General features: G+C 65.9%; 11 protein-coding genes and 1 tRNA gene. 10 read left to right on the top strand and 2 right to left on the bottom strand.

Annotation, left to right across the window (positions count from 1 at the left end; all coding sequences use genetic code 11):
- Positions 1-14: 14 nt before the first annotated feature.
- Together QRN34_RS12965 and QRN34_RS12960 are read right to left on the bottom strand one after the other, a co-directional pair.
- The gene (locus QRN34_RS12965) at positions 15-1391 is read right to left on the bottom strand and encodes an FAD-containing oxidoreductase (protein WP_285405019.1); all 1377 of its coding nucleotides are present in this window, start codon (positions 1389-1391) and stop codon (positions 15-17) included.
- 32 nt (positions 1392-1423) lie between these two features.
- Positions 1424-1500, bottom strand: a tRNA-Arg gene (locus tag QRN34_RS12960).
- Between the two features lie 143 nt (positions 1501-1643).
- Here QRN34_RS12960 and QRN34_RS12955 point away from each other — a divergent pair.
- From QRN34_RS12955 to QRN34_RS12910, 10 genes are all read left to right on the top strand, one after another.
- Positions 1644-2189, top strand: a complete 546-nt coding sequence (locus QRN34_RS12955; RefSeq protein WP_285405018.1) for a hypothetical protein — start codon at positions 1644-1646, stop codon at positions 2187-2189.
- 30 nt (positions 2190-2219) lie between these two features.
- The gene (locus tag QRN34_RS12950; RefSeq protein ID WP_285405017.1) at positions 2220-3455 is read left to right on the top strand and encodes a hypothetical protein; all 1236 of its coding nucleotides are present in this window, start codon (positions 2220-2222) and stop codon (positions 3453-3455) included.
- The gene (locus tag QRN34_RS12945) at positions 3452-4456 is read left to right on the top strand and encodes a hypothetical protein (protein ID WP_285405016.1); all 1005 of its coding nucleotides are present in this window, start codon (positions 3452-3454) and stop codon (positions 4454-4456) included. The genes QRN34_RS12950 and QRN34_RS12945 overlap by 4 nt, the downstream gene beginning before the upstream one ends.
- Positions 4457-4469: 13 nt before the next feature.
- Complete coding sequence (locus tag QRN34_RS12940) at positions 4470-9734, top strand: RHS repeat-associated core domain-containing protein (RefSeq protein ID WP_285405015.1); 5265 nt, start codon at positions 4470-4472, stop codon at positions 9732-9734.
- A gap of 509 nt (positions 9735-10243) precedes the next feature.
- On the top strand, positions 10244-11779 hold the full coding sequence (locus QRN34_RS12935; protein ID WP_285405014.1) for an aldehyde dehydrogenase family protein: 1536 nt from the start codon (positions 10244-10246) through the stop codon (positions 11777-11779).
- Between the two features lie 15 nt (positions 11780-11794).
- Positions 11795-12562, top strand: coding sequence for a class I SAM-dependent methyltransferase (locus QRN34_RS12930; RefSeq protein ID WP_285405013.1), 768 nt, complete (start codon positions 11795-11797; stop codon positions 12560-12562).
- A complete protein-coding gene (locus tag QRN34_RS12925) occupies positions 12562-13590 on the top strand; it encodes a quinone-dependent dihydroorotate dehydrogenase (RefSeq protein WP_285405012.1) in 1029 nt (342 codons plus the stop codon). The genes QRN34_RS12930 and QRN34_RS12925 overlap by 1 nt, the downstream gene beginning before the upstream one ends.
- Positions 13587-14627 carry a UDP-N-acetylmuramate dehydrogenase gene (murB, locus tag QRN34_RS12920; protein ID WP_285405011.1) on the top strand — a complete coding sequence of 347 codons (1041 nt, stop codon included), beginning with the start codon at positions 13587-13589 and terminating at the stop codon, positions 14625-14627. The genes QRN34_RS12925 and murB overlap by 4 nt, the downstream gene beginning before the upstream one ends.
- Positions 14628-14756: 129 nt before the next feature.
- Entirely contained in the window at positions 14757-16928 is a 2172-nt protein-coding gene (ppk1, locus tag QRN34_RS12915; RefSeq protein ID WP_285405010.1) for a polyphosphate kinase 1, read from the top strand.
- A gap of 81 nt (positions 16929-17009) precedes the next feature.
- Complete coding sequence (locus QRN34_RS12910; RefSeq protein ID WP_285405009.1) at positions 17010-18731, top strand: diguanylate cyclase; 1722 nt, start codon at positions 17010-17012, stop codon at positions 18729-18731.
- The last annotated feature ends 184 nt before the right edge of the window (positions 18732-18915 follow it).

The raw sequence follows: 18915 nt of genomic DNA, 5'->3' as shown, positions 1-18915 counted from the left end.
CCTCTCTTAGATCGTCAGGCGACGGGCTGGAAGTCGCCGACAAGCGTGGGAATAAGCTCCGACACCGTGGGATGGATGGGCACCGCCCATTGCAGCGTGTCGATGTCCGCGCGGGCGTTCATCATGTCGAGTATCCCGTGGATGGCCTCGTCGCCGCCGACGCCCAGGATGGCGGCGCCCAGGATCTGCTTCGTTTGCGCATCTGCCACCAGCTTCATGAAACCCAGCGTTTCGCCCTTCTCCACTGCGCGTCCCACGCGGCTCATCGGTCGTTTGGATACCAGCAAGGGGCGACCGGACGCGCGTGCCTGGGTCTCGGTCATGCCGACGCGGCCGAGTGGCGGATCGACGTAGAGCGCGTATCCGAGGATGCGGTCGCTCACCTTGCGCGCGGCGCCATCGAGCAGGTTGGCGGCGACGATCTCGTAGTCGTTCCAGGCGGTGTGAGTGAAGGCGCCCTTGCCGTTGCAGTCGCCCATCGCCCAGACGCCGTCGGCCGTGGTCCGCAGGTGGTCGTCCACGACGATGTATCCCCGCTCGTCCGTGGCGATGCCGGCTGCGGCCAGACCCAGGTCGTCCGTGTTGGGCCGACGGCCGACCGCGAGCAACACATGGCTGCCCGTGACGTGCGGTGCCCCGTCGCGGCAATCCACGCCCACGCGCACCCCGGCGGGATCGGTGCGCACCGTGATGCAACAGGCGTCCGTGCGCACGGCAATGCCTTCCGCTTCGAGGAAAGCGCGGATCGCCGCGGAGACGTCCTCGTCCTCGTGGGCCACCAGTCGCGGCCCTTTCTCGACGACGGTTACCTCACAGCCGAACCGGCGGTACATCTGGGCGAATTCCAGCCCGATGTAGCTGCCGCCGACCACGACCAGATGGACCGGCGGCGACTCCAGCGGGATGATCGTGCTGTTGGTGAGGTAGTCCACCCCGTCCAGCCCCGGGAAGTCCGGCACCTGCGCCCGTCCGCCCACATTGAGGAAGACCTGCGCCGCCTCCAGCACCTCGCCGTCGACCTCGATCCGCCGGGGGCCGACGAAGCGCGCGTGACCGCGGATCAGTGACAGGCCCGGCATACCGGCGAGCCAGTCTTCGTTACCCTTGCGCGCGTCCAGAATCACCTGCCGCGCGCGGGCCGCGACCGTCGGCATGTCGATGGTAACGGGGCCGACGCCGACGCCGAACTCGGCGCCCCGCCGTGCCAGGTGGGCGACGTAGGCACTGGCGACCAGCGTCTTGGTGGGCTTGCAGCCGGTGTTGACGCACGTGCCGCCGACCAGGTGCCGCTCGATGATGGCCACGTGCTTGCCGGCGGCGGTGAGCCGCCCGGCGAGGGCGGGGCCGGCCTGGCCGGCACCCACGATGATGGCGTCGAAGGTACGCGTCATGGGCTGCTCCGGCGGCGTGCGCCTGCTCAGGATGGTGACCCCGGCCCGATTCGAACGGGCGACCTTCCCCTTAGGAGGGGGACGCTCTATCCAGCTGAGCTACGGGGCCGACATTCCTCAGGATAACCGAGCGCCCCCCCGGAACGAAAGTCGAATCGCCCCTACAACTTCCGACCGATAGACCCGGGCACCGTTATGCGATATCACTCAGACGTCCCATCCACGATGGCCAAGACGGCCGAGGAAGCACCTATGACACGGAATGTCGCCCTCCACGCGGGGCTGCTCGCCTTCTGCCTCATCGCCGGCCCCGCGCGCGTTACGGCGCAGACCCAGGCCGCCGGCAGCGCTTCGGCGCCGACACAAGCCGCCGTTGCGCAGCCACAAAGCGAGCCGCCCCAGGTGCGGTTGTTCGAAGGCAATAACGCGTCGCAGAACGTGGTGTGCACCATTGCCCTCGCTGCGCCGTTTTCCCAGATGTTCCGATTTAAATCGAAAGACGGCGGCTGCATGAATGACGAGGCCAAATCAATCGATTTCCATTGGATCCCGCCGGGCACCGTGATCGAACTCTACGACGACCCGGACTGCCTTAAGCGCGACGACTGGGTGAAGTTCACCTTCCTCAAGCGAGTCAAATACACGTGGGCCGGTAACTTCGAATCCAGCAAGGACGACACGGATTACGGCGAAGGCGATGTCGTCTACTCGAGGACGTACCACAAAGAAAACGGGCTGGACGGTAAGGTTTCCTGCATGACGATCAACATACCGCCCCCGCCCACGCGCGCCGAATGAATCAACCCGAAATCGACAAGGAAAGTCGCTATGTCAACAGGCACCTCACAGACACAGGCCCAGCCGTGGGTCCAGCTCGCATTGTTCAGAGTCTACAAGAACGCATTCCCGGATAACGAGCCCGCGTTGCACGTCTTCAACAACGGACGGCAGCAATGCGAGGTGCGGATTGTCCTGTCCGCACTCGACGCCAGCGGCAATTCGGTCGCCTTGTCGGATGCGGACATCGCGACGATCGAACTGATCGACTATGTCACCGGTGAGCCCCTGCCGCGCCTGGAAGACCAGCCGAAGGACCTGGCCTGGAGCTTTTCATCCACCAGCGCCGGCTACGTCTGGGATGAAGCGATAGTCGCAGTGGCCGCAGCGCCCGACGGGGCCATCGCTGTCGCGGCCGAGCCGCACCCGTTCCCCAATGAGCCGGGCCAGACCACACTGACGCTTTACGTGGCCACGACGTCCACCAGGGATCGACAGCTCGCGGCGCGCATTCGCCTGCCTTCGGGTGCCGGCTCCCCGCAGTATATCTCGACGAACAGTGCAGGCGCCCACGACCCTGACGGCCAGGGCGAGGATGGTCGCTTCAATTCCTCCGTCATCGTGCACCCCACCGCGTTTCCTTCGCTTCCCGTCAGCAGCTACGGTGACGTCACGAATGAGCGATACCTGACTCCGACACGCGTGGGCAACGACGAACATTTCTACTGGGCACGCGAGCACTATCTGCACGTGTTCTACAAGAACACCCTGCTGCGCATCAGGTCGGTGAGAGGGGCGTCGGCGCAGGCATCCGGATTTGCGATATACGCGTCCGGCGCAGCCAACGACACGGTCAAATGGGCCATCAGCTACTACGGGCAACCGGGTGCGGCCCAGCCCGAGAATTTCCCGCCGCCTCCCCTGGCCAACGTCGAGGTGGCAACCTGGACGACACATCCTGAGGGGAGTACCGAGGGCGCAGTGCTGGAGAACCCTGGCGCCGCCCTCCTCTACGAACCGCGCGAGATGTACAACAAGTGCGTCGGCAACCTGGTCGGTCGCTCGGTCGATCGCGTGGTAGTGGGCCTGCTCATGGGCAACATCGCTGCACGCTTTCTGGACAAGGACAACAAACCCCTCAGCGCCATCAAACAGACCACCCTGCACATCATGGATGTGCACGGCAACGACCACGAGCTATCGATCGCGTTCGGCGGCAAGGTCAACGAGCTGATCCTCACCAAAACAGGCCGCGCCCCGCGCCATGCCAAGGAAGACAAAACATGAGCCGGAATAAGCCCACAAAACCGATGCTGGGACCAGAATGGATTATCGCCAGGGTAGCGTTCGATATCCAGCATCCGATGCTCTATGCCAACGGCAGGCAGCAGTCCAAGGTGATTGCCTACATCGAAGCCGAGAAGAATGCTCAGCGCGTGAAGCTGACGGCGACCGAGCGAGCCAGCATCCGCCTCATCGATTACATGGCGCCCGACGCGGAGATTCCCTTCGCCAATGACGCCACGGGAGAGTCCTACAAGGGCTGGTCGGCCCAACGCGAGCCGCGTGGTTACCTCTTCCATCCCGCCACGCTTACACAGGACAAGGCGTCGCCAGACGAGACGACTCCGATGGCCGGCGGAGATTACGTGGAGCTTTTCGTTACCGCCGATGCGGGTGCCGTCGGTGGTCCCCTGAGCCTCGCCTTTGTGGTAACGGGAGACAATGGCTGGCGATACCGCACCGATGGCTATGTATTCGCGCCGGATGGGACAACGGCACCGAACCAGCTTTTCGACACAGGAAGGGATAAGAACGTCCGCCCCGATACACCGTTGGAATACGGGCGCGGGCAGTTTCAGCTGGAACAGCGTCGCCATACCGACAAGGCCGCCATTTTCAACGATACGGTCACGCTGTCGATACAGGACGGCCGCGTGATCGCCCTGAAACACATGCAGTGCACACCGGCGGGCATGATCCACTGGATCGACAACCTGCCATCGACGCAGAACCCGTGTTACACGGGCTATGCCGAGCCCGGTGACACGCACATCCATTGGAACGAGGCTGTACCGACCGGAGGTCAGCCCAGGCCGACGCTCGCAGCGGCCGAGCCGGGCAAGGGCGTCATCATGCTGTGTGGCCGGATCGACATACCGCGCCGCGACCATGTCGATCCACCCCTTGGCCCGATGATCGTGACCATGATCGACGCCTATGGCTCGGACCAGACGTGCTCGATCGAATTCGTACCCGGCACACGCGACGAGCTACAAGTCACCTGAGGGGGTCCATCGCATGGACGATAAAAGCAAGGGCGCCGGTACCGCAGTCGTCAAGGACGACTTCTACTCCAGTGCATTCGGCTTCTACAGCAACATCAGCGGGGCGGTCGATCCGCGCACCGGCATGTATTCGGCAAGCATCGACTTACCGGTCGGCAAGGGAAACCGCCTTCGCGGCCCGGGCTTCGGCTTCCGCCTGCGCTACAGTCCGCTAAGCAATGTCGACCATGGCTTCGGCGAGGGCTGGCTGCTCGGGATGACCGAGCTGGACCTCGGCTCCAACATGCTCACCCTGGACAGTGGCGACACCCATCGCATCAGCTGGCTGTTCCCCGGCGACGCCGCGCAGTTTCCCGATCGCAAGCTGGAAAGCTTTCGCCTCACGCCGGGGCCGGACAAGGCGAGCGCCACGCTCGAGCACGCGACAGGGGTGGTCGAGTACCTCGAAAAGATGCAGCACGATCCGTCGATCATGCGGACGGTCAGGATCGCCAGCCCCAGTGGTGACGCGCTGCATCTGGCCTGGACGCTCGGGCCCCACGGCACCGTCGTGCTGGCAGGCATCACCGATGACGAGGGTACCGTGCTGCTCGGCATCGACTATCCGGACCTGAGGCAGATAAGGCTGCACTTGGCCACTGGCCTGACGGAGCCGCTCGAAGTGGTCTTCGAACGACAAGGCGCCCAATTGCAACGGGTGCGCATACCTGCGATCGCACAACTCAACGAGGGCCCCAAGTTGACGGACGAAGAACCCCTGTGGGCCTTCGGATACATCAACACGCTCGAGTTGCCGCCCCTCTGCCTGCTCGCCTCGATCGACTCGCCGGACGGTATCCAAGAGAAAGTGAAATACGACGAGCATGCGTTTATCCTGCCCCGAGGCGCGCCGCGGGCTTATATGCCGGCGGTAGTGGTGCGAACGCGCATGCTCGCCGCGTCACCGATCGCCCGCGCAGATACCCGTCGGGCCCCACGAACGCGCTTCGTGCAGGCATCGTCCTATACGTACGACAACCACGGTTATGCCAACTTCTACGGCTATCCCATCGTACCCGACTGGCAAAGCAGGGTGGACCAGCTGCTGCGTCATGTCGGTAGCGACGATTTCCGTTACGGATCGACGGAAACCCAGCGCAACGAGGACGATAAGGACCTGTGCAGCATCAGCCGTGACTATGATCATTTTCATCTCATGACGGCGGAAACCACGCATCGAGGCACCGTCAAACAGGCGGTGACGATCACGTACGGCAACGTCCGGGGTCGGCCCTTCGACGACCAGCCGGCGGACTTCCAGCTTCCCCATGCAGTCACCACCGCTGTTTACGACACCCGCGACGATGCCGTGAAGCAGGTCACCGTGGTTCTCAGCGACTATGACGCCGATGGCAACCTGACTGGCCGACTGGATACGGCGTCGGGCATCGAAGAGCGGTTCAGGTACTTTCCGCTCGAAGGTGAGGCCGGTCGATGTCCCGGCGATCCGTTCAAACTGGTCCGCCGACTCAAAAGCGCCACGGTGATACCCGGACCGGGGGGCGGCCCGACCCTCACCACGCACTACACCTATGCCGCCCTGCCCAAACGTGCCGCCCTGCCCAAACGCAAGCGCAAGCACTCCAAGGCCGACGCGGATGCTGTCTACGTGCAGGCGATCGCCGAATGGACCACGCTGGGCGACACCGGGCAGCCACTGACGCAAAGCCAGCAGGCCTTCATCGTCGACCAGGGCGCGCATCACGGCGCGCTGACGCGGGAAACGCATACCGTGGACGACAAGAAGCACACGCGTGAGCTGTCCTATCGCACCGACGCCCCGGGTACGGTGACACTGCAAACCACCGACACCACACCCGACGGCATCGTGTGCGTCACCGAGGACGTGCTCGCGCTGGTAGGCGGCTTCGCTCTCGAAACGACTGACATGGCCCGCAACAAGATACGTCGCGCCTACGACAACCTGGGCCGCCTCACGGAGGAAGTCGATTTCCGCGACGGTGTCGGCCAGCGTTCCACCAACCGTTGGACATACCGGCTCACCCGCGCGTCGCGGTCGGTCACCCGCATCGGTAGCACGGGGCTGGCGCACCGGCAATGGCTGGACGAACAGGGGCGACTGATCGCACAGGAAGAGCCGCTCCCCGACGGTGGAATGCAGATCGTCGGCGAGACGGTGTACGACGCCTTCGGCGACGTGGTCGAAGACATCGCTTTCGACCGACTGGCCGATGGCCGACGGCTCGCGCTGACGACGCGCTACACTTACGACGATTGGGGTCAGTGCACCGATACGGTGGCCCCCGATGGCAGCCACACGCGCGCCCTGACTTCGCTGAACGATGAGGCGGGCGAGGTCATGACCCACCGCATCACCTGGCAGGAAGCCGGCGGCGTGCGTATCGGCGGTTGGCAGTCGGTTGATGAGGACGCCGCCGGTCGCCAACGGCGCGTGCAGACCGGTTGCTGGGATACCGACAGCAACCCGGTAGCGTGCACTACCGAAACCTGGCTCTACGACGGGTTGGGTCGCTGCATCGAAGCCTGCGACACCATGGGCCGTGTGACGCGGCAGCGGTGGGATCACTTCGGCCGCCTGACGGAGACGCTGCTTCCCGATGGCAGCGTGGTCACGAGGACCTATGCCACCGGCCAGACCGGCGAACTGATCGCCTGCCTCGCCGTAACCGCGCCCGGCGAAACCGCCCCGATCGTTCTGGGCACGCGTCGCTACGACGGCCTGACCCGTTTGACCCAGGAAACGGCGGGAAGCCTGAACTGGAAACTCGGCTATGTCGCAAGGCAGATCAGCCCGGCCAGCGAGGAACGGCCGGACGGCGCCGTCATCGATCGCACCTACGACGCGTGGCTGGGCGAAGCGTTGCTTACCGAAACCCTGCGCGGCGCACGTCCGCAGGTGCTCATGCAGGCCACCTACGCGCCCGTCACGGGCATGCCCGCCAGCCTTAGTTCCGACGCGGGCGCCATGATGTTCCGTACCGATTATCTGGGCCGCATGACCGAGCAGGACATCGTCACGAGCGGCACCCTCAGCCGCAGTACATGCGTGGAAATTTCACCCGGCGGCCTGGAACAGGCCAAAACCGGTGTCGACGGCATGCGTCGCGTGTTCGTTTACGATGATGTCGGCCGTGTCACCCGCACCACCGATTACGACGCCGCGGATGCGCTCGTCGTCGAAGTGAGTTTTGCGTATGACGCGATATCCCGCCCTCACAGCCGCACCAGCCGTGACGCCGACAGTGCATTGACCGAGACCGTGACCTATGACGATCGCGACCGAATCGCGCGCACGACATGGACCCACGAACGGCAAGGCACGACAACCCGGCGTTCGCTTGCGCTCGCCTGGCGCGACGACGGCAAGCTGATCGGCAAGCAGTGGCACGACGGGACAGACGATATCTATCGGAGCGAATCGATGGATTACGACGTGCGCGGACGTCTGTCCTGCCACGCGACCTCGTCGGCCACCGGCGATCTCCCCGTCGACGACACGGGGCGACCCTTCACACACCAGAGCTTCACCTACGACTGCCTGGACAACCTGCTGGCGGTCGACACCACGTTCGTCGACGGAAGCGGCGAAGCGACCCGCTACGAGCACGACCCCGTCGATCGCGACCGCGTCACCGCCGTCGTCACGACGCTTACTGATAACGGCGTCAGTCGGCAGCGCCGCGCGGTGATGCGCTACGACGATGCCGGTCGTCTCGTGGATGACGGGGTCGGCGGCAGCTTCGAATGGAACGGGGCGGGACGCCTCGCGTTCGCCTCACCGAAGGACGGCGAACGCCGCGGCTACCGTTACGGCCCCGATGGCCGTGCGACGTCTGTGGATAGCGCCCGAGGTACAGCGTACCGATATTACGACGATGGTCGTCTCTACGGCGAGTTCAGCGACGACGACGAGCGACGTTTCATACGCGCTGGCGATGTGGCGATCGCGGAAACCGTCCTCAGCCACGCCGTGCGCTCCACCTGGCTGCTGGGCACCGATCCGCAGGGCTCCGTCGTGATGGAGGCCGGAGATAGGCTCCACTGGCGCACGTACGGCGCCTACGGTGAACGCAACACGTCCGGGGACGGTGCTCGCGGCGGCTTTGCTGGTGAGAACCATGAAGACGGCACCGGCTGCTATCTGCTGGGCGATCGTCTGTACTCGCCTCGTTTGCGGCGGTTTCTCAGCCCGGACCACGCCAGCCCTTTCGAGGCGGGCGGGCTGAACCGCTATGCCTACTGTGGTGGCGACCCGATCAACCGCGTCGATCCGACCGGCGAATCCTGGCTGGACTGGCTCGGCGTGGCGGTCGGTATCGTGGGCGCCGTGATCGCCACCGTGGCCACCGGAGGGGCATTCGCGGGAGTGGTGGGCGCCGCCGCGGCCGGCAGCCTTGCGGGCGCAGTGGTCACGCCGGGCATGATGGTCATGGCGACCGCCACGGTACTTGAGGTGACCACCACCGCCGTCGACCTGGCCTCCAACATCGCCGCGGAAGCGGGCGAGGATCGCACGGCCGGCATCCTGGGCTGGATAGCCTTGGGCACAGGGGTGGGGGCGGCTGTCACGGGGGGGCTATCGGTGCTGCCGGCAGCGGGCCGCTCCGGGGGGCAAGCCTCGCGCCGTTTTGTCGGTCGGTCGCTGGATAGGGGCGCGATGCGTTCGCCACCGGCTTTCCTCGGAAACAAGTACTACCCCGGTGCAGCAGGTCCCGCCAGCGCCAAGGAGCGATGGGAGCATCCAGGAGGTCGGGTAGTGAAGTTGTATAGGGACCATGCGGCGCTCAGGAAGGTCGCTCCCCATCGCGTCAGTGCCACGGGCGAGCACATAAAGCCTCAGTGGCACATCCGCCGTAACCGCGCAGGCGGATACATCTATGCATCCGACACAAGAATAAGAGCAGGCGATGTCAATGAACTGATCGATCAGATCATACAGACCAGTGGCGATAACAAGCGCATCATCATTAAGACTGGGGCCCATGGGAACCCCTTGGGCCATAACTACACGCCTAACGGCCGCAGAGGCATCGCGGACGCCACATTCTTATCGGAGGACAGGCGAATCGCTGCATGGCATCGACAATTCACCACGCGCGGCATCGAGGTCGTCAAGATCAGTCGCAAGTCGAAGGCGACCCTGGCCGCCTACGCCCAGAAGAACGCGCACGTCATCGAGGGCTTCTGCTACTCCGCCGCCGACCCCGTGGTCATGGAAGCCATGAACCTGGACAAGGTCAAAGTGTTCCAAATATAACGGGGCAACAGCCAACTGCGGAGCACCGCCTCACCTCACGTCCGCTAGTGCGGGACAGAAACGGAAGCACGCCGGGCGGGCATAGGGATAGCCACCGGCCGCTTTATATCCGTACCGAAGGGGCGCCATACCCCATCGGCGCCTTCGACATCGATGCGCGCATCGCCGCCGTCGCTGGAGGCCCTGCTTACCGCGCACCGCAGTGCGTCGTATCGCGAATCGCAACGCTCGATCACCCTGCCGGCCACACGCACTTCCCACGCTCTTCCGGCATGGGGGTGAAACGGAACCTCGTAGATACGCACCATGGTGCCCTCCGCCCGGCTGGGATCGTGATATGCAGCGTGCGCGTCGCCGTGTCTTCGTCAGGTGCTTTCCGCCCATGGCCGTCATAACAGGACGACCACGTGCGTCCCGCGCCGCACAACGGAGTGTGAAGGTCACGTTTGCTAGAATCGCGGCTTTAGGTCGCGTCGGCATTCCGTTGGCGCGTCGTCCAAGGAGTCGTCATGTCCTCGAAGATCCTCGCCGCACTCGGCCTCAACGCCACCGAATCGGGCACCTACCTCGGCCGCGGGGAGTGGGCGTCCGCCACCGACGCCGGCACGCTGACACCGGTCAACCCCGCCACCGGCGAGGCGATCGCCACCGTGCACGCCACCGGCGCGGCCGACTACGAGACCATCGTGCAGCGGGCTCAGGAGGCCTTCACGGTCTGGCGCACCACCCCGGCACCCCGCCGCGGCGAGGCGGTGCGCCTGTGCGGCGAGGCGCTGCGTCGGCACAAGGACGCCCTGGGGTCGCTGGTCGCCCTGGAAATGGGCAAGATCAAGCCCGAGGGCGATGGCGAGGTGCAGGAAATGATCGACATCGCCGATTTCGCCGTCGGCCAGAGCCGCATGTTGTACGGCTACACCATGCACTCGGAGCGCCCGGGGCACCGCATGTACGAGCAGTGGCATCCGGTCGGCCTGGTCGGCATCGTCAGCGCGTTCAACTTCCCGGTGGCCGTGTGGGCGTGGAACGCCTTCCTTGCCGCCATCTGCGGCGACATCTGCATCTGGAAGCCCTCGCCCAAGACCCCACTCTCGGCCATCGCCACGATGAAGATCTGCAACGAGGCGCTGCGCGACGCCGGCTTCCCGGACATCTTCTTCCTGTTCAACGATGCCGGCACCGACCTCGCGCAGGCGTTCGTGGACGACAAGCGCATCCCGCTGATCAGCTTCACCGGTTCCACCAAGGTGGGCCGGTCCGTCGGTGAGCGCGTTGCGAAGCGCATGGGCCGCAGCCTGCTGGAGCTGGGCGGCAACAATGCCATCATTCTCGACAAGACGGCCGACCTGAAACTGGCCATCCCGGCGATCGTATTCGGCGCCGTGGGCACGGCGGGCCAGCGGTGCACGAGCACGCGCCGCGTGCTCGTGCACCGATCCATCCACGATCAGGTGGTGGACACCCTGGTCAAGGCCTACGGCCAGGTGGAGCAGAAGATCGGCGACCCCACGCTGGCCACCACGCTGATGGGTCCGCTGAACAGCCCCGAAGCCGTGCAGGCCTTCGTCGACGCGGTGGCCCGGGCCGAGGCGGCCGGTGGCACCGTGCGCACGGGCGGCAAGGCCCTGACCGATCGCAAGGGCAACTTCGTTCTGCCGACCATCGTCACCGGCCTGAGCAACGCCGATGAGGTGGTGCAGACCGAGACCTTCGCGCCGATCCTCTACGTGATGCCGTTCGATACGCTGGACGATGCCATTGCCCAGCAGAACGCCGTGCCGCAAGGCCTCTCGTCGGCCATCTTCACGCAGGACCTGAAGGCCGCCGAGCATTATCTGTCGGCCGCCGGTTCGGACTGCGGCATCGCCAATGTCAATATCGGCACTTCGGGCGCGGAAATCGGCGGCGCCTTCGGTGGCGAGAAGGAAACCGGCGGTGGCCGCGAGTCCGGTTCGGATGCCTGGAAGGTGTACATGCGCCGCCAGACCAACACCATCAACTACTCCGACTCGCTGCCACTGGCACAGGGCATCAAGTTCGAGTTCTGACCCGCGGATGACGCCATGACCGACCTTCGCTCCACGGACCGTTTTTCCGACCGCGTGGCGGACTATGTCCGTTACCGGCCGGACTACCCGAAAGCGCTGGTCGGCTGGCTCCATGGGTTGGGCGTGGATACCGACTGGACGGTCGCCGATATCGGCGCGGGCACCGGCATGTCGGCCAAGCTGTTCCTCGATGCCGGCCACCGCGTGATCGGCGTCGAACCCAATGCGCCGATGCGCGACGCGGCACGCCAGTGGCTGGCCGGCGCGGAAGGCTTCCGTGCCCATGACGGTACGGCGGAAGCCACCGGCTTGCCGGATGCCTCGGTGGACCTGGTGATCGCCGGTCAGGCCTTCCACTGGTTCGATCCGGTGGCGGTGCGCCGTGAATTCGCGCGGCTACTCACGCCGCGTGGGCTCGTCGCCATCTTCTGGAACACACGCCGGCTGGTCGGCACGCCATTCCTCGAGGGCTACGAGCGTCTGTTGCACGAGTACGGCATCGACTATGCCAGCGTGGCCGAGCGCTACGCCGACGATGAAGCCATGGCCCGCTGGTTCGCACATGGCTATCGTGGCATGGCGTCGTTCCCCCACACGCAGAATCTCGACTACACGCAGTTGCTGGGACGCACGATGTCGTCCTCCTACATGCCGATGGCCGGCCACCCGAACCACGAACCGCTGCTGGTCGCGCTACGCGCACTGTTCGACGCCACGCAGTCGGGCGGTACCATCGCCTTCGATTACGACACCCGCATCTTCGCGGGTCATCCGGACACCTGATGTACGACCTGATTCGCCCCTTGCTGTTCGCCCTTGATGCGGAAACCGCGCACGACCTTACCCTTTACGCCTGCGATGTGGCGCAACGCAGCGGCCTGTCCCGGTGGATCGCCACGCCGCCGGCCGATCTGCCGGTCAGGGCGTTCGGTATCGACTTTCCCAATCCCGTGGGCCTGGCCGCCGGACTGGACAAGAACGGTGCCCACCTCGATGGGCTGGCCGCGCTGGGCTTCGGTTTCCTCGAGATCGGCACGGTCACGCCGCGCCCGCAGCCGGGCAACGATACCCCCCGCATGTTCCGCCTGCCGGGCCACGAGGCCGTGATCAACCGGCTGGGCTTCAACAACGGCGGCATCGACGCCCTGGTGCGGAACGTGGAGAAAGCCGCGTTCCGTGGGGTGCTCGGCATCAACATCGGCAAGAACAAGGACACCCCCAACGAGCGCGCCATCGACGATTACCTGCTCTGCCTGGAGCGGGCCTATCCCCTGGCCAGCTACGTCACGGTGAACATCTCCTCGCCGAACACCCAGGGCCTGCGCGACCTGCAGGAAGAGGACACCCTGCGCCGCTTCATCGGCACGCTGCGCGAGGCGCAGGAACGCCTGGCGTCCCGGCATGGTGCACGTAAGCCGATGCTCCTGAAGATCGCGCCGGACCTGTCGGGCGTCGAACTGGACGCCATCGCCGACGTGCTGCTGGCCTCGGGTATCGACGGCGTGATCTGCACCAATACCACCGTGGATCGCGACACCGTGGCGGGCGCGCCGCATGCGCAGGAAGCCGGTGGCCTTTCCGGCCGCCCCTTGTTCGACAAAGCCACCGGGGTATTGCGCGCCATGAAGGCACGGGTGGGCGATCGCCTGCCGATCATCGGCGTCGGCGGCATCGTCGACGGTGACACGGCGGCGGAAAAACTTGCCGCCGGCGCGGCGCTGGTCCAGGTGTATTCCGGGCTGGTGTTCCGCGGACCGAAACTGGTGGCCGAGGCCGTGACCGAAATCCGTCGCCGGGGCCTGCCTGCATGAACAACGAACCGGTCGACATGGGCGGATTCCAGCTCACCAGCGATGCCGCCATGGGCCGGCGCAACACGCTGCGCGTGGATGCGCGCGCGCGGTTGCTGGCCGAGGTGCACGACGTGACACGGCTGCCCGAGGTGCTGGCCTACCCCGCCATCGCGGGCGGCAAGGTACTGGTGCTCGGCGAAGGCAGCAACCTGCTGATCCGTGGCGACATCGACGCCACGGTACTGGCGATTGCCAACCGCGGTGTCGAGACCTTCCAGCGCGACGACCACGTGCTGGTCCGCGTGGCCGCCGGCGAGCGCTGGGACGACTTCGTCCGCTGGTCGCTGGGCCAGGGCCTGGCCGGTCTGGAAAACCTGATCCTGATTCCCGGCACGGTGGGCGCCTCCCCTATCCAGAACATCGGTGCCTATGGCGTGGAAGTGGCGGAGTTCATCGATACTGTAGAGGCCTGGGACACGCAACAGGGTGAGTTCGTGGTGCTGGACAAGGCTGCCTGCGCGTTCTCCTATCGCCACTCGACCTTCAAGCAGCAGGCCGGCCGCTGGATCGTCGTGGCGGTGACCTTCCGCCTGCCGCGCGAGCGGCCGTTGTCGCTGGACTACGCCGGCATCGCCGAGGAAATGGACAAGATGGACGTACAGCGCCCGACGCCCTATCACGTGGCCGAGGCCGTGGTCCGCCTGCGCTCGAGCAAGCTGCCGGACCCCGCGGTGATCGGCAACGCCGGCAGTTTCTTCAAGAACCCGATCGTCGGCGCCGTGCAGGCCGATGCCATGGCGCTCGCGCATCCTGGCCTCCCCGCCTGGCCGCATGCCGGCGGCACGGCCAAGTTGTCCGCCGGATGGCTGATCGAAGCCGCAGGATTCAAGGGCGCGCGCGACGGCGATGCCGGCATGTCGAACCGACACGCCCTGGTGCTGGTCAACCACGGCAAGGCCACCGGTCCCCAGCTGTGGGCATTCGCGCAGAAAGTGATCGCCGGCGTGGAGGCCATGTTCGGCGTCACCCTCGAACCCGAGCCGCAGGTGGTCTGATACCGCCGCCAGCCTGTACGAAGGCCCGATGGCGGTGTCACCGGGATGTAAGGGCGCGGTCATATGCTTCGCCGGGCGGCGTACCATGGGGTCGTCGTAATTCGCGACGAGGACGACGCCCTGGACACGATGACGCCACCCACCGAGACGCCGGCCGCGCCGAAGCCTACCGCCGCCAGGCCCGCGCCCGTTCCCGAGATACCGGAGATCGACCTCGGCGACAGCAGTCTCTACATCCATCGCGAGCTGTCCCAGCTGCAGTTCAACATCCGGGTGCTCGATCAGGCACTGGACGAGTCCAAGCCGCTGATCGAGCGGCTCAAGTTCCTGCTGATCTTCTCGTCCAACATGGACGAGTTCTTCGAGATCCGCGTGGCGGGACTCAAGCAGCAGATCGCCTTCGACCACGAAGTGATCGGGGCCGACGGTATTCCGCCGCGGCGCGTGCTGGCCGAGATCGCCGAGGTGGCGCACCGGCAGATCGACCGCCAGTATCGGATACTCAACGACCATATCCTCCCGGCGCTGGCGCTGGAGGGCATCCGCATCGTGCGGCGCAACCAGTGGTCGCACAAGCAGAAACTGTGGATACGCCGGTATTTCCGCCACGAGGTGGCGCCGCTGGTCACGCCCATCGGACTCGACCCCACGCATCCGTTCCCGCGGCTGGTCAACAAAAGCCTCAACTTCATCGTCCAGCTGGAGGGCACCGACGCCTTCGGCCGCGACTCGGGCCTGGCCATCGTCCCGGCACCGCGCATCCTGCCGCGGCTCATCCGCATGCCGGCCGATATCTGCGAGGACGGCGACAACTACGTGCTGCTGTCGTCGATCATCCACGCGCATGCGGACGACCTGTTCCCGGGCATGCGCGTGCTGGGCTCCTATCAGTTCCGGCTTACCCGCAACGCCGACCTGACCATCGATCCCGAAGACGTCGAAGACCTGGCGCGCACCCTGCGCGGCGAACTCTTCTCGCGCCGTTACGGCGACGCGGTTCGCCTGGAAGTGGCGGACAACTGCCCCAAGCCACTGGTGGATTACCTGCTGAAGCAGTTCGCGCTGGAAGCCGACTCGCTCTACGAGGTCAACGGCCCGGTCAACCTCGCCCGCCTGTTCGAGATGACCCTGCAACCGCAGTACGCGCGGCTGCAATTTCCCACCTTCGTGCCCGCCCTGCCCAAGGTGCTGGCCGATGCCGAGGACATGTTCTCGGTGATCGGCAAGCAGGACGTGCTGCTCTACCACCCGTTCGAGTCGTTCTCCCCCGTGGTGGACTTCCTGCGCCAGGCCGCCAAGGATCCGCAGGTCCTCACCATCAAGCAGACGCTGTACCGCAGCGGCGCCAATTCCGAGATCGTCGATGCGCTGGTGGAAGCCGCGCGCTCGGGCAAGGAAGTGACGGCCGTGGTCGAGCTGCGCGCGCGCTTCGACGAGGAATCCAACCTCAGCCTGGCCTCGCGCCTGCAACAGGCCGGCGCCGTGGTCACCTATGGCGTGGTCGGCGTGAAGACACACGCCAAGCTGATGCTGGTGCAGCGCCGCGAGAACGGCAAGCTGGTCAGTTACGCCCACCTGGGCACCGGCAACTACCATTCCGGCAACGCGCGGCTGTACACCGACTACAGCCTGCTTACCTCGGACGTGGCGCTGTGCGACGACGTCCACCGCCTGTTCCGCCTGCTCACGGGCATGGGCAAGGCGCTGAAGATGAAGCGCATGCTCTATGCGCCGTTCACGCTGAAAAAGGGGCTGCTCGACCTCATCGCGCGCGAAGCCCTGCACGCCGCCGCGGGCAAGAAGGCGGAACTGGTCTTCAAGCTCAATGCCGTCACCGACCCGAAACTGATCCGCGCCCTGTACCGGGCCAGCCAGGCGGGAGTGAAGGTGGAACTGATCGTGCGCGGCATGTGCTGCCTGAGGCCAGGCATCCCGGGTGTCTCGCAGAACATCCGCGTGCGCTCGGTGGTCGGCAGGTTCCTCGAGCACAGCCGGGTCTACTGGTTCCACAACGACGGCGAGCCCGACCTGTTCCTTGCCAGCGCCGACCTGATGGAGCGCAACCTCGACCGCCGCGTGGAAACCTGCTTCCCCATCGAGGGCAAGAAACTGCGCCAGCGCGTTCGCCGGGAACTCGAGCTCTACCTGACCGACAACCACTCGGCGTGGATACAGCAGGCCGACGGCGGCTATACCCTGCTGCAGCCCGCCACCGGCCAGCCGGTACGGGACGCGCAGACGCAGTTGCTGGAGCGCTTCGGCGGCCTGGCCGCACCGGCCACGAAGCAGACATTCACCTGACCGGAACGGCACTCAGGACAAGCTCCCTGGATTGACGGCACAATACGGTCGCCGGTGGCGATCGCTGGACGCAGGACGGGCATGGGTTCGAGGGACGTACAGCAACGTTGGCTCCATCGCCTGCTCCGGGCGGCGAGCACCTGCCTGCTGTTCCTCACCATGGCCGCGCCGGCCGCCACGCTCACCGGCAACTGGCGCGACGCCCACCCCGGTGACGTGCCCGCCAACGTGCTCGAAGAAGCGTACACCCGCCCCCTGGCGTCGTTCGATCCGGCGCGCATGCAGGTGTTTCCCAATGCCGCCGACGGAACCTGGGTGATCCTGCGGCAGTTGCCGCCATGGACCGCCGGCGATCGGGTGGTCAGCATCAACACGCCGGGCCTGGGCGCCGTCTCGCTGTACGACGAGCACGGCCGGGTGGCCACCACCTCGCTGGAGGATTTCAGTCCCGTCGTGCACGGCCACGGACGCCTGATGTTCAGCCTACCGGCTTCGATACCGGCCTCCCGGCCCATCCTGCTCAAGTTCGAGCCGACCGGCATGCCGCCCGGCGCGGTCACCGTGTCGACCCGTTCGTGGCCCGACTACCTGCGTGAGGACAGCGGCTGGGTGGCCTTCGCCACCGCATGCTTTGCGGTCATCCTGACCATGGCACTGATGGCCACGTGTTTCGCGGTCATCCTGCGCGACATGACGTTCGGCTGGTACGCCGCCTACCTGGTCTGCTATGTGCTGATCCAGAGCGTGAAGACGGGCTACATCTTCCACCCGCTGGAGTTCGAGTCTTTGGCGGGCATGGGCGACACCCTGGCGGCCGCGGCCACGGCGTTGTCGGTGTCGTTCTCGGCCTTGTTCCTGCTGCGCTTCGCGAAGATCGACGACTATGCCCCGCTGCTGAAGATGCCGGTGCTGGCGCTGTCCGTGGGCATGCCGCTGCTGGTAGTGCTGCGGGCCACCGGCGTCGCCGTCCTGGTGCAGACAGCGGCGCTGCTGCTGCAGCCGCTGCTGCTGATCGGCGCCTCGCTGTTGCTGGTCGCCGGCGCCATGGCCGCCGCCCGCGGCTCGCGGCATGCGTGGTTCTTCCTCGTCGGCTGGACACCGTTGCTCGTGCTGACCGCGCTGTGCGGCGCGCAGGAGCAAGGCATGCTGGCGGGTGCGCCCTGGCTGCCGGATGCGGCGATCGCTTTCGGTGCGTTCGAGGCCATCGTCCTGTCGATCGGTCTGTCCGATCGTGCCCTGACCATCCGGCACGACCGCGACCGCGCGCGCCAGCTGGCAGACAGCGACCCGCTGACTGGCGTGCACAACCGTCGCGCGTGGACGGACGCCGCGCTGGAACGGCTCGACCAGGGCATGGCGCGTCCCATAGCCCTGCTCTTCCTCGATCTGGATCACTTCAAGGAACTCAACGATCGCTACGGCCATGCGGCCGGCGATCGCGCGCTGGTCGCCGTGTCGGCCGCGCTGCGCGACGAGCTGCGCCCCTCGGACCTGCTGGGGCGTTTCGGCGGAGAAGAGTTCGTCGCCTTGCTGCAGGGCGTGGACCGCGACAACGCCATGCAGGTGTCGACACGGCTGTGTCGCCGTATCACCCGTCTGGACGTCCACCTGGGTGAGGACTGCGAGCCGCTCACCGTGTCCATCGGCGTGGCGCTGCGCACGCCGGCCGATACGTTGCAGTCACTGATCGAGCGTGCGGATGCCGCGATGTACGCGGCGAAGCTGGCAGGCCGCAACCGCGTGGTGTGCTCCGGGCCCGCCGGTCCCACCCTGGTACGGCGAGAGGCCAAGTTGGCGCGGTGAGGGGTGGGTGCCGGTGGTTTAACGGTGGCACGCTCGCCTTCGGCATGCGTTTAGCCTTCGAGCCTTGGGCACTGGAGCAAGAGCCGGCGGGTAGCCCCCTCGGGGCCACGCCTGCGGCGACCCGTTAGGGAAAGGCCGCTGGCGCGGCCGTGTACCTGGTTCGCGCACATCGTGCGCTCCTACG

It is taken from the genome of Luteibacter sp. ME-Dv--P-043b, from assembly GCF_030209605.1.
Classification (GTDB): domain Bacteria; phylum Pseudomonadota; class Gammaproteobacteria; order Xanthomonadales; family Rhodanobacteraceae; genus Luteibacter.
This window is presented reverse-complemented; position numbering and strand designations above follow the sequence as displayed.

Bases quoted from the DNA above. Each gene is read 5' to 3' on its own strand.
- QRN34_RS12955 (WP_285405018.1), top strand. From the start codon at position 1,644: ATGACACGGAATGTCGCCCTCCACGCGGGGCTGCTCGCCTTCTGCCTC.
- QRN34_RS12925 (WP_285405012.1), top strand. From the start codon at position 12,562: ATGTACGACCTGATTCGCCCCTTGCTGTTCGCCCTTGATGCGGAAACC.
- QRN34_RS12950 (WP_285405017.1), top strand. From the start codon at position 2,220: ATGTCAACAGGCACCTCACAGACACAGGCCCAGCCGTGGGTCCAGCTC.
- murB (WP_285405011.1), top strand. From the start codon at position 13,587: ATGAACAACGAACCGGTCGACATGGGCGGATTCCAGCTCACCAGCGAT.
- QRN34_RS12940 (WP_285405015.1), top strand. From the start codon at position 4,470: ATGGACGATAAAAGCAAGGGCGCCGGTACCGCAGTCGTCAAGGACGAC.
- QRN34_RS12935 (WP_285405014.1), top strand. From the start codon at position 10,244: ATGTCCTCGAAGATCCTCGCCGCACTCGGCCTCAACGCCACCGAATCG.
- QRN34_RS12930 (WP_285405013.1), top strand. From the start codon at position 11,795: ATGACCGACCTTCGCTCCACGGACCGTTTTTCCGACCGCGTGGCGGAC.
- QRN34_RS12910 (WP_285405009.1), top strand. From the start codon at position 17,010: ATGGGTTCGAGGGACGTACAGCAACGTTGGCTCCATCGCCTGCTCCGG.
- QRN34_RS12965 (WP_285405019.1), bottom strand. From the start codon at position 1,391: ATGACGCGTACCTTCGACGCCATCATCGTGGGTGCCGGCCAGGCCGGC.
- ppk1 (WP_285405010.1), top strand. From the start codon at position 14,757: ATGACGCCACCCACCGAGACGCCGGCCGCGCCGAAGCCTACCGCCGCC.
- QRN34_RS12945 (WP_285405016.1), top strand. From the start codon at position 3,452: ATGAGCCGGAATAAGCCCACAAAACCGATGCTGGGACCAGAATGGATT.